This window comes from Natronohydrobacter thiooxidans, assembly GCF_001884735.1.
Classification (GTDB): Bacteria; Pseudomonadota; Alphaproteobacteria; order Rhodobacterales; family Rhodobacteraceae; genus Roseinatronobacter; species Roseinatronobacter thiooxidans_A.
In genome coordinates this window covers 378,913-391,039 of record NZ_MJAP01000003.1, presented here as the reverse complement: position 1 = coordinate 391,039, position 12,127 = coordinate 378,913, and the positions used below count along the sequence as shown (strand labels likewise).

Genomic DNA, 12,127 nt, shown 5'->3' with positions numbered 1-12,127 from the left:
GTCAGTTTTCCTCCCATGCGGGCAGGCTGGCCTGCAGCTTTTTCGACAGACCCGCGCGGATCACGCCATAAGAGACGCGGATACGATGCGCGGTCTCTTCCAGATCGCTGCCTTCGGGCAGCTTGACCCAGGAGCGGTGGAAATAGGGCGCGCGGATGGCGTCCGTCGTCTCGCGCAGCATCTCGGCGGTCTCGATATCGGGGCATTTGACCGACAGGCCCGGCTCGACCCCCTGCACGGCGAACATCTTGCCGCCGACTTTCCAGCAATCATGCCCGCCGCCCCATGGGTCGGAACATTCCGCACCGGGCAGGGCCGCGCAGATAGCATTCACCTCGTCACGCCAGCGCATCATGCTTCCCTTTCCTCGCGCCACATCCGCCACAGGAAGAAGGCGATATAGACCAGCATGATCAGGAACAGCACGACCGCGATTGCCGCGCCATAGCCCATGCGGAAACCGTATTCCGACAGTGAGACCTCGAACATGTAATAGGCCAGCACCCGGCTGGAGCCGAAGGGCCCCCCGCGTGTCATCACCGAGACCATATCGAAACTGCGCAGCGCGCCGATCACGGTCACGACGACAGCGATGAAGGTCGCGGGGCGCAATTGCGGCAGGATCACATACCAGAGCATTTTCAAGCCCTTCGCACCATCCAGCCGCGCGGCCTCGACCTGTTCGGGATCGACGGCATTCAGGCCGGTCAGATACAGGATCATGCAATAGGCGATCTGCGGCCAGAGCCCGGCGGCGATGATGCCATAGGTCACGGTCTGCGGATTGCCCAGAATATTCATCGGCGCGAAGCCGAACAGCCCGATCAGCGGGTTCCACAACCCGATGGCGGGATTGTAGAACCACACGAAGACCAGCCCCACGACCACCTGACTGATGACGAAGGGAAAGAAGAACAGCGATTTGTAAAGCCGCATCCCCCGGATCTGCTGGTTGAGAAACAGCGCGATCATCAGCCCCGCCGGAATCGCGAGCAGGTAGAGCAGCAGCCATGTCAGATTGTTGCGCAACGAGACATAGAAGGCACGGTCGTCCAGCAACTGGCGGTAATTGTCGAGGCCCACAGGGGTCGCCTCGCCCAGACCATCCCAGCGATAGAAGCTGATATGAAAGCTCTGGAAAATCGGCAGGACCACATAGACCGCAAAGAAGACAATGCCGGGGGCCAGAAACAGCCAGGGGGCCGCGCGCATCTGGTTGCGCGCCCACCAGCCGCGACTGTCACGGGTGGTTTGTATCGGTTCGCTGATCTGCGCCATGGCCCTGTCCTGTCTTTTCGGAAAGTGACGATCCGGGGGCGGCGGCGTCGCCACCGCCCCCGGTGGGGGGGAGGAACCCTCAGCGTGCGGCCACGCGTTGGCGCACGGCGTCAAGGCGGTTCAGGATCTCGTCCAGATTGTCCGGGAACATCATGAATTCCTGAAACCCTTCCATGCCGACCGAAGCCATTTCGGCATCGGTGTCGCGGTCGAAGAATTGCGCGATCCCGCCCGGCGCGGTTGAGAGCATCTCGAAACCGGCCTGAATGAACTTGTCATCACCCACTTCGGCTGTCGAGTTGATCGGAAGCTGGCCCAGAATCTCGTTCATCAGGGCCTGATTCTCGGCGCTGGCAACATAGAGAAGGAAGGCGCGGGCGGCTTCCTTGTTCTGGGCCTGTGCCGGGATATGCAGCGTGTCGGTGGGCGCATCTTCAGCGCGCGGAATCCCCGGCGTGATTTCCGGGAAGGGGTAGAAGCCCAGATTGTCATCGGTCAGCCCGGCTTCCTTCAGCGGCGCCACCACGAAATTGCCCATCAGATAGGCCGTGGCCTCGCCATTGACCACGAAGGGCAGGGCTTCCTGCCAGTCATAGGCGGTCGGGTTGTCGATGAAGGCACCCATATCCAGCAATTCGCGCCATTTGGCAAAGGTCTCGCGCACACGCTCATCGGTCCATGCGACCTCGCCTGCGGTCAGCTCCATGTGGAAATCATAGCCATGCGTGCGCAGGTTCAGATAGTCGAACCAGCCGCCCGTGGTCCAGGGATGGCGCGACCCAATGGCGTAGCATTTGCGCCCCGAATCGAGGATGACCTGACAATTGGCCTTTTCCTCTTCCCAGGTGGCGGCGGGGGTCAGGCCCAGTTCCGCGTAGATATCCTCGCGGTAATAGATGCCCCATTGATAGTAGCTGTAGGGCACGCCCCATTGCTTGCCGTCCAGCGTCAGCGCCGGCAGGGTCGAGGCAAGTTCTTCGCCCATCGGCCCTTCCCAGAGATCCGAGACATCTTCGAACAGACCCGCCGAAACATAGGGCCGCATCCGGTTGCCCGCATACCAGCCGTTCACATCCGGCGCATTGGCGGTCAGATAGTTGCGGATCTGGGTCTTGTTGGCTTCGCGGTCGATCAGGGTCAGGTCGATATTCAGGCCGGGATGCAGGGCCTGAAAACGCTCGACAGCGCCTTCGATCGCTGCGCGCGGGGCCGGGTTCTGGTCATTGAAGAAAATGCGCAGATCGCCGGTCAGTTCGGCGCTGGCAGGCAGTGCCAGTGCTGTCGTCAGCGCCAGCATTGCTGCCGCGCCCTTGAATGTGAACCGCATGATGTCCTCCCTTGCAGGTTTCACTATTTGAAACTTATTTTTACATATTGAAAAAGATGGCGCGAGTCGCTATGCCTTGTCAAGGGAATCTTTGTGTCCGCCTTGGGAGGGGTGATGAGCGCAGCCACATCAGACGGAACTGTTGCCAAGGCGCTGGAGGTGCTTGATCTGGTCGCAGGGCATGGGCGGCCTGTCCGGTTTTCGGACCTGCTGGAGCAAAGCCCCTATCCCAAGGCGACACTCTACCGGCTCTTGCAGACGCTGGTCAGCCAGCGGATGCTGGCCTTTGATCCGGACCGCGCCAGCTACAGCCCGGGTATCCGGCTGGTGCGGCTCGCGCATGTGGCCTGGCAGCAAAGCTCGCTCGCGCCCATCGCGCGGCCCTATCTGGACCAGCTTTCCGCAGAGGTGGGCGAGACCGTGCATCTGGCGCAGCTTGACCATGCGCAGGTGCTTTATGTCGACAAGCGCAATGCCCGCGACCCGGTGCATATGTATAGCCAGGCGGGCAAGGTCGGCCCCGCCTATTGCACCGGCGTCGGCAAGGCGATGCTCGCCCATCTGCCGCAGGAGCGGTTGCCAGAGGTGCTGGCGCAGCAAAGCTGGCATCCCTTCACCCCCAAGACAGTGACCACCCCCGAGGCGATGCGCGCCGAGCTGGAGCAGATCCGCGCGCGCGGTTTCGCCTTCGATGATGAAGAGCACGAACCCGGCATCATCTGCGTGGCGCTGCCGATCCTGTCCTCGCGCGGCGCCGTGCTGGGGGCCTTGTCCGTGACCTCGACCACGGCGCGCACCTCGCTGGCCGCGCTGGAGGAACTGGTGCCCCGGATCCAGAGCATTGCGCAGACCATCGCGCAGGAAACCGAAACCTGGCGCTTCCCCGAGGAAGACAAAACGCAACCGCGCAAGAGGGCCTGAATCATGTCTGGCGTCAATCTGTCCAATGTCATCAAGAAATACGGCGAAACACAGGTGATCCACGGGGTCGATCTGGCGATCAATCCCGGCGAGTTCTGCGTTTTCGTGGGCCCCTCGGGCTGCGGAAAATCCACGCTCTTGCGCATGATCGCCGGGCTGGAAGAAACCTCGGACGGGGAAATCCGCATCGGCACGCGCGATGTGACGCGGCTGGACCCGGCGCAGCGCGGCGTGGCGATGGTGTTTCAGACCTACGCGCTCTATCCGCATATGTCGGTCGCCGAAAACATGGGCTTCGGGCTGAAGATGAACGGCCATCCCAAGGCCGAAATCCACGAAAAGGTCGGTCGCGCCGCCGAAATCCTGAAACTTGGCCCCTATCTGGAGCGCAAGCCCAAGGCGCTCTCTGGCGGGCAGCGCCAGCGCGTCGCCATCGGTCGCGCCATCGTGCGCGGCCCTGAGGTGTTTCTCTTTGATGAGCCGCTGTCGAATCTCGATGCGGAATTGCGCGTCGAGATGCGGGTGGAACTGGCGCGGCTGCATCGCGAGATCGGCGCGACCATGATCTATGTGACCCATGATCAGGTCGAGGCAATGACGCTGGCCGACAAGATCGTGGTGCTGCGCGCGGGCCGGGTGGAACAGGTCGGTGCGCCGCTCGATCTCTATCGCGACCCGGACAACCTGTTTGTGGCAGGCTTCATCGGCTCGCCCGCGATGAACCTGCTGGCGGCAAACCGCGCCGAAGGCGGTATCATCGTGCCCGCGCTGGGCGACAGCGTGATCCCCTGCCAGTGCCCGGCGCATGTCTCGGAACTGGTGGCCGGGTTCCGCCCGCAAGACCTGCGGATCGTCGCCGGTGAAACACACCGGGTCGAGATGACCGAGGCGCTGGGGGGCGTGTCCTATATCCATTGCCTGCGCGAGGGCCAGCCCAAGCTGGTGATCGAGACCGATGGCACCCATGTCGAACGCCCCGGCGCGCCCATCGCGGTGCAGGCGGATGCGGCGGCGATGTTCCTCTTCGACAAGACGACCGGCCACAGGCTGCGCTGAGGGCGGCTTGCGCCCAAGCGACAGGCATTTTTGCCACGAACTGCCCCCAAAAGGCGCTGCGCCATGCCTTGGGGGCAGACAAATCCGCGAACCGGGCTAGGGTCGGTGTCAAAGCGCAGCGAACGGACGGACCCAGATGGCGATTCATGCCAGTATCTATCACCTGACCCATTACACCTATGACCGCCCGGTCATGCTCGGGCCGCAGATCATCCGCCTGCGCCCCGCGCCGCATTCGCGCACCCGTGTGCTGGCGCATAGTCTCAAGGTCTCGCCGGGCGGGCATTTCGTCAATCACCAGCAAGACCCTTACGGCAACTGGCTGGCGCGTTTCGTATTCCCCGAACCCGTCACCGAGTTGAAGATCGAGGTCGATCTGACCGCCGATATGTCGGTCTATAACCCGTTCGATTTCTTCACCGAAGAGGGGGCCGAGAAATGGCCCTTCGACTATCCCGCCGATCTGGCCGAGGATCTGGTGATCTACAAACGCGCCGAACCTGCCGGACCGCTGCTCGCGGGCTTCCTCGCCACGATCCCGCGCGAGCCGATGATCACGGTGGATTTCCTTGTCATGCTGAACCGGCGCGTCAGCGAGGTGGTGAATTACACGATCCGCATGGAACCCGGCGTGCAGACGCCCGAGGAAACTCTGGGCAAGGCCGAAGGCTCGTGCCGCGATTCGAGCTGGCTTCTGGTGCAGGCGCTGCGCCATCTGGGCGTCGCGGCGCGATTTGTCTCGGGCTATCTGATCCAGCTTGCCCCCGATGTGAAGGCGCTCGATGGCCCATCGGGCACCGAGGTTGATTTCACCGATCTGCACGCCTGGGTCGAAGCCTATATCCCCGGCGCGGGCTGGATCGGGCTGGACCCGACCTCGGGCCTTTTGACCGGCGAGAGCCATATCCCGCTGGCCGCAACCCCGCATTTCCGCAACGCTGCCCCGATCTCGGGCGGGTTTTCCGGCGCGCCGGACACGCAGGTCAGTTTCGATTTCGACATGCAGGTCCGCCGCGTGGCCGAGCATCCGCGCATCACCAGGCCTTTCAGCGATGACGCATGGGAGCGGCTGAATGCGATGGGCGAAAAGGTCGATGCGGCGCTGAATGCCGCCGATCTGCGCCTGACCATGGGCGGAGAGCCGACTTTCGTCTCGATCGACGATTTCGAGAGCGCCGAATGGAACACTGATGCCGTCGGCCCCACCAAACGCGATCTGGCCGACAAGCTGATCCGGCGCTTGCGCGCGCGGTTCGCGCCGGGCGGTTTTCTGCATTACGGGCAGGGCAAATGGTATCCGGGCGAGACCCTGCCGCGCTGGACCTTCTCGCTCTACTGGCGGCGCGACGGGCGGCCCGTATGGCAAAACCCCGATCTGGTCGCGCAGGAAGCGCAGGATTACAATTCCGGCCCCGATCAGGCGCAGGCTTTCATGGAAGGGTTTGCCGAGAAACTCGGGATCGCGCGCGAGCACGCCCAGCCCGCCTATGAGGATCCCGCCGAGTGGATCTTGAAGGAATCGCTGCTGCCGCCGAATGTCACGCCCGAAAACGCGAAGCTGAAAGATGCCGAGGAACGCGCCCGTATCGCGCGCGTCTTCAATCGCGGGTTGACCGATCCGGCGGGTTTCGTGCTGCCGATCCAGCGCTGGCAAAGTGCCGCCTCTGCCCCGCGCTGGCGCTCCGAGATGTGGAAACCCCGGCGCGGCAAGCTGTTCCTTGTGCCCGGTGACAGCCCGGTGGGCTTCCGCCTGCCCTTGGGCAGTCTGCCCTATATCCCGCCCGCGCAATACCCCTACAGCTACCCCGCCGATACCTCGCTGCCGCTGGCCCCCTTGCCGGATTTCCACGCCCGCCATGCCGCCCGCCGCGCCGAGGTTCAGGCCGAAATCGACCGTCTGGCCCGCGAGGAAGCCGAGCAAGCCGCCATGCTGCCGCCCACCTCCGCCGGGCACGCGCAGGATGGCGCCTTCCGCGCCGATGACACCCGGCGTCAGGCGATCACCCCGCAAGACGGCGTGGACCCGGCGCAGGGTCAGGTGCGCACCGCCATCGCCATCGAGCCACGCGACGGGCGGCTGTGCCTCTTCATGCCGCCCTGCGAGACGCTGGAGGATTATCTCGACCTGCTGGCCGCCGCCGAGGCAACCGCCGCCGATCTGGACCTGCCGATCCATATCGAAGGCTATGCACCCCCGCATGACCCGCGCCTGAATGTGATTCGCGTGGCCCCCGATCCCGGTGTGATCGAGGTGAATATCCACCCAGCCCATAGCTGGGAAGATTGCGTGGCCACCACCGAGGCGATCTATGACGAGGCCCGCCTATGCCGTCTGGGGGCGGATAAATTCATGATCGACGGGCGCCATACCGGCACCGGCGGCGGCAATCATGTGGTCGTGGGCGGCGCCACGATGGAGGACAGCCCCTTCCTGCGCCGCCCCGATCTCTTGAAATCGCTGATCCTGATCTGGCAGCGCCACCCCTCGCTCAGCTATCTGTTCTCGGGCCTGTTCATCGGCCCCACCTCTCAAGCCCCGCGCATTGATGAAGCGCGCCATGACAGCCTTTATGAGCTGGAAATCGCGCTTGCTCAGATCGGCGATCCGGTTGCTGGCGGTCCCTTGCCGCCGCCCTGGCTGGTGGACCGGCTGCTCAGGAATATCCTGATCGACGTGACCGGCAACACCCACCGCGCCGAAATCTGCATCGACAAGCTCTATTCCCCCGATGGCCCGACCGGGCGGCTGGGGCTCGTCGAGTTCCGTGGGTTTGAAATGCCCCCTCATCCGCGCATGAACCTTGCCCAGCAACTCCTGATCCGCGCCATCATCGCGCGGGTGGCGGCGGATCCCGTGCGCTCCGCCCCCGTGCGCTGGGGCACGGTGCTGCATGACCGCATGATGCTGCCGCATTTCGTCTGGGCCGATTTCCTGTCGCTTCTGGCCGATCTGCGCGCGCATGGGTTTGACATGGACCCCGAATGGTTCCGCGCGCAGGCCGAATTCCGCTTCCCCTTCTGCGGCCAGATCGAGGTCGAGGGCGTGCATCTGGAACTGCGGCAGGCGCTGGAGCCCTGGCATGTGCTGGGCGAAACCGGCGCGATTGGCGGAACCGTGCGCTATACCGACAGTTCGGTGGAACGCCTGCAGGTCCGGCTGACCAGCTTGCATCAGGACCGCTACCGCGTGATGTGCAACCAGCGCCCGGTGCCGCTGGCGAAAACCGGCATCTCGGGCGAAAGCGTGGGCGGCGTGCGCTTCAAGGCATGGCAACCCGCCGCGGCCCTGCACCCGGTGCTGCCGGTCAATGCGCCGCTGACCTTTGACATCTATGACACATGGACCGGGCGTGCGCTGGGGGGCTGCGTCTATCATGTCGCCCATCCGGGCGGGCGGAATTATGACACTTTCCCGGTCAATGGCTATGAGGCCGAAGCCCGCCGCCTTGCCCGCTTCGAGGCGCTGGGCCATTCGACCGGCGCCTATCAGCCCGCGCCCGAAGTGCCGCATCCCGAATTTCCGATGACACTGGACTTGCGGCGCGGCGCTTCTGTATGACACCGCGATGAACGAGCGCCAGCACCAGCCTCTGCCCCCTGTCCTGCAGGATTATACGCCGCGTCCCGGCGTCGCGGATGAGCTGTTCGATGCGCAGGGCCGCATGCGCCCGGTCTGGCGGGCTTTCATCGAGCAGATGGCGGCGCTCTCGCCGCAGGAGATCGAGACCCGCTTCGCGCGCGGCGACCAGTATCTGCGCGATGCGGGCGTCTATTTCCGGCTCTACTCGGGCGGCCCGGCGCAGGAACGGTCATGGCCGCTCAGCCATGTGCCGGTCCTGATCTCCGATGCCGACTGGCAGACCATCTGCGACGGGCTTGCACAGCGCGCGGATCTGCTGGAACGGATCGTGGCCGACCTCTACGGGCCCGCGCAACTGGTGGCCGAGGGGCATCTGCCCGCCGAACTCGTGGCCGGAAACCCGCATTGGCTGCACCCGCTGGTCGGCACGACACCGGCTTCGGGTCATTGGCTGCATCATCTGGCATTTGAGATCGGGCGCTCGCCGGACGGATCGTTCTTCGTGCTGGGCGACCGGACCGAAGCCCCGTCAGGCGCAGGTTTCGCACTCGAAAACCGCATGGCCGCCACGCGGATATTCACCGACCCTTTCCCGCGCAGCAATCTGCGCCGACTGGCCGGGTTCTTCCGCAGCTTCCGCGCCACGATGGAGGCGCTGGCAGGCGAGGGGCGCCATATGGGGATCCTGACGCCGGGGCCGAATAATGACACCTATTACGAGCACACCTATATCGCCCGCTATCTGGGGCTGATGCTGCTTGAAGGCGAGGATCTGATCGTCGAGAACGGGCAGGCCATGGTGCGCACCGTGCGCGGGCTGGAACCGCTGGGGCTGCTGTGGCGGCGCATCGACGACGAATTCGTGGACCCGCTGGAACTGATGGAAGCGTCCCAGCTTGGCACGCCCGGCCTGCTGGGCGCCTTCCGGCAGGGCGGGCTGAGCCTGATCAACGCGCCGGGCAGCGGCGTGCTGGAAACCCGCGCCTTCATGGCCTTCTTTCCGCGCATCGCGCGGCACTTGCTGGGCGAGACGCTGGCGCTGCCCAATATCGCGACATGGTGGTGCGGCCAGCCTGCCGAACGCGCCCATGTGCAGGCCCATGCCAAGCGCATGATCATCGGCAGCGCGCTGGAAAAGACCCTGCCTTTCGCCATGGGGGCGGATGCAGCACTGGGCGCGGCCAATCTGACGATGGCAGACGGCCCTCTGGAGGACTGGATCGCGCAGAACGGCCACAATCTGGTCGCGCAACAGGCGGTGACGCTTTCCACCACACCGGTCTGGGCCAATGGACGACTGGTGCCGCGCCCGATGACGATCCGCGTCTTCGCTACCCGCACAGCGCAGGGCTGGACCTTCATGCCCGGCGGCTATGCCCGGATCGGCAGAAGCGAGGACACCAATGCCCTTGCCATGCAGGCCGGGGGCAATGTCGCCGATGTCTGGGTCATGGCCCCGCGTGCCGTGCCCCCCGATACGCTGGCCGCGCAGACAGGTTTCGCGCGCGAAAAAGCCGCGATCCTGCCTGCGCGGGCTGCGGACAATCTCTATTGGCTGGGCCGCTATGTCGAACGCACCGAAGGCGCGATCCGGCTCCTGCGCGCCTATCACCTGCGTCTGGCCGAAACCGGCGACCGCGATGATCCGCGCCTGATGGTGCTGGAAGCCTATCTCACAAGTATCGGTCTGGCACCCGACCGCCCCGTGCCCGAGGCATTGCCCGAACTGATCGCCTCGGCGCGGGCGGCGGCATCGAAAGTGCGCGACCGGTTTTCCCCGGATGGCTGGCACGCGCTCGATGATCTGGCTAGGACGACCGCCAGATTCGCGCGTATGGTCACGCCGGGCGATGATGCCGCGCGCGCCATGTCCGTTTTGCTGCGCAAGCTTTCGGGTTTCTCGGGGCTGGTGCATGAGAACATGTATCGCTATCTCGGCTGGCGGTTCCTGTCGCTGGGCCGCGCGCAGGAACGCGCCGATGCGATGCTGTTGCAACTCATGAGCTTCGCCACTCCGGATTCTGCGCCCGGCATTTACGAGATCGCCATCGAGACCGGCGACTGCATCATGACCCATCAGCGCCGCTATCGCTTCGGACCCTCGCGCGAAACCGTGCTGGACCTGTTGGTGCTGGACCCGGACAACCCGCGCGCGGTGCTCTATCAGATCAGCGAAATGCGCGCCCATATCGCCGAGCTGCCACACGGGTCCGACCGCGACCGGCTCAGCACGGTCGAGAAGCTCCTTCTGGAGCTCGATACCGATCTGCGCGTGGCCGATCCCGCGGATATGGCCCCAGAGGCGCTGGGCGCCTATCGCGCGCGGCTGGCGACCGTCTCGGACCACTTGTCCGCGCGCTATTTCAGGTGACACCATGCGCTATGACATCCGCCTTCGTCTGGACCACAGCTACCCCGCCGCCTCGGATCATGTGCGCAACCTGCTGCGGCTCCTGCCCTCGGACCGGCCCAACCAGCGCGTGTTGCGTCGCCTGCTGACCATCACCCCCTCGCCGCAGGAGCGCCGCGAGATGGTGGATTATTTCGGCAATGCCACCACGCTGGTCGCATGGCACAAACCCGTCGCGGCGATCAGCTTTCATCTCTCGGTCCGTGCCGAACGCATGGGGGTCAGCACCATGGACATGTCGCCCCGGCTGAACGCGCTTGCCCCCGAGCTTATGGCCGCAGGGCTGGCCCCGGACTCGCCGCTGCATTTCCGCAGCCCTTCGCCGCGCATTCCGCCTACGCCCGAGATCGCGCAATTCGCCCAAGGTATAGGCCAGCCCGGCCAGACCGTGCGCGAGACCGTCGCCTTACTGGGGCAGGCGCTGCATAGAGAGATGGCCTTTGACGCCACGGCCACCGATGTGACCACCGCGCCTGCCACGGCTTTTGCCGCCCGGCGCGGCGTCTGTCAGGATTTCGCGCAGATCATGATCTGCGGGCTGCGCGCGCTGGGCATTCCTGCGGGCTATGTCTCGGGCTTCATCCGCACCACGCCGCCGCCCGGCATGAGGCGGCTGGCCGGGGTCGATGCGATGCATGGCTGGGTCATGGCCTGGTGCGGGATCACCCAGGGCTGGGTCGAATATGACCCCACCAATGCACAATGGGCGGGCGAGGATTACATCACCGCCGCCATCGGGCGCGACTATGCCGATGCGGCCCCCGTGCGCGGCGCATTGCGCACGGCGGGCGCGCAGTCAGCCGCCCATGCGGTCGATATGGTCGCGCTCTGAGGTCAGGTATCCTCGGCGCAAAGATAGACCGCGCCGCCGATCACCACCACACTGGCCGCCGCGCCTGCCAGAACCGCCGGGCTGGCCAGCGCAGAGCCGACAACCGCCCCGGTCTGGCTGATCATGTTGACAAGCGTGGCACCATTGCCCGACAGGATCATCGCGCCCGAACTATGCGTCAATGTGCTCAGCGTACTGCGCAACCGCCCTTCGCCCGGCGCCTGCTGCCCGAACCCGGCAAGCGCCATGGCTTCCTGCTTGGTCGTGTTGACCAGTTGGCAGGTCCGCGAGGGTTCCGCGCAGCGCCCGAAATCGTCGCGTTTGCCCAAGGCGGGCTGCGAATAGCTTTTCTGCTTCTCGTCGTAATTGGCGCAGAACACCTCGCGCTCCTCGGCGCTCAGATCGGGTGTCAGATAGGTGATGACCACTGCGCCGGGGCAGGTGCGGTTGCGCCGCAGATAGCGCTCGCGCAGCGAGGAAAAGCTTGGATCCTCGGTGTTGAAATAGATCGTGACGGGGTCGCCGTCGATCCGGGTGCTGCATTCAGCGGGGGCCGCCTGCGCAGCGGTGAAGGGCGCGATCATCAGGATCGCGGCCAGAACGGGGGCGAAAAGCCGCATATGGTGCCTCTGGATACTGCTCTGACCGGAGTTTCCTCTCCGATTCTGCGTCGCAGAATAGCACAGATTTCGGCCTGTCGCGTGTCAATTTTCTGCGCCGCGC

Annotated in this window: 9 protein-coding genes; 5 read left to right on the top strand and 4 right to left on the bottom strand. The window is 64.8% G+C overall.

Annotation, left to right across the window (positions count from 1 at the left end; all coding sequences use genetic code 11):
- Position 1: 1 nt before the first annotated feature.
- From BG457_RS04440 to BG457_RS04430, 3 genes are all read right to left on the bottom strand, one after another.
- Positions 2–355: an MmcQ/YjbR family DNA-binding protein gene (locus BG457_RS04440; protein ID WP_245770924.1), complete on the bottom strand. Its 354-nt coding sequence runs from the start codon at positions 353–355 to the stop codon at positions 2–4.
- Positions 352–1,278, bottom strand: coding sequence for a carbohydrate ABC transporter permease (locus BG457_RS04435; protein ID WP_071795774.1), 927 nt, complete (start codon positions 1,276–1,278; stop codon positions 352–354). Before BG457_RS04435 ends, BG457_RS04440 begins: the two co-directional genes overlap by 4 nt.
- A 79-nt stretch (positions 1,279–1,357) precedes the next feature.
- Positions 1,358–2,605 (bottom strand): ABC transporter substrate-binding protein, encoded by a 1,248-nt coding sequence (locus tag BG457_RS04430; RefSeq protein ID WP_071796055.1) that lies wholly within the window; start codon positions 2,603–2,605, stop codon positions 1,358–1,360.
- A 114-nt stretch (positions 2,606–2,719) separates the two neighbouring features.
- Here BG457_RS04430 and BG457_RS04425 point away from each other — a divergent pair, with 114 nt between their 5' ends.
- From BG457_RS04425 to BG457_RS04405, 5 genes are all read left to right on the top strand, one after another.
- Complete coding sequence (locus BG457_RS04425; RefSeq protein WP_071795773.1) at positions 2,720–3,526, top strand: IclR family transcriptional regulator; 807 nt, start codon at positions 2,720–2,722, stop codon at positions 3,524–3,526.
- 3 nt (positions 3,527–3,529) lie between these two features.
- On the top strand, positions 3,530–4,582 hold the full coding sequence (locus BG457_RS04420) for an ABC transporter ATP-binding protein (RefSeq protein WP_071795772.1): 1,053 nt from the start codon (positions 3,530–3,532) through the stop codon (positions 4,580–4,582).
- Between the two features lie 136 nt (positions 4,583–4,718).
- Positions 4,719–8,141, top strand: coding sequence for a transglutaminase family protein (locus BG457_RS04415; protein ID WP_071795771.1), 3,423 nt, complete (start codon positions 4,719–4,721; stop codon positions 8,139–8,141).
- A 7-nt stretch (positions 8,142–8,148) separates the two neighbouring features.
- On the top strand, positions 8,149–10,533 hold the full coding sequence (locus BG457_RS04410) for a circularly permuted type 2 ATP-grasp protein (protein ID WP_071795770.1): 2,385 nt from the start codon (positions 8,149–8,151) through the stop codon (positions 10,531–10,533).
- A gap of 4 nt (positions 10,534–10,537) precedes the next feature.
- Positions 10,538–11,404 (top strand): transglutaminase family protein, encoded by an 867-nt coding sequence (locus BG457_RS04405; protein WP_071795769.1) that lies wholly within the window; start codon positions 10,538–10,540, stop codon positions 11,402–11,404.
- A gap of 2 nt (positions 11,405–11,406) precedes the next feature.
- Here BG457_RS04405 and BG457_RS04400 read toward each other — a convergent pair whose 3' ends face one another.
- Positions 11,407–12,024 carry a hypothetical protein gene (locus BG457_RS04400; protein WP_071795768.1) on the bottom strand — a complete coding sequence of 206 codons (618 nt, stop codon included), beginning with the start codon at positions 12,022–12,024 and terminating at the stop codon, positions 11,407–11,409.
- Positions 12,025–12,127 lie beyond the last annotated feature (103 nt).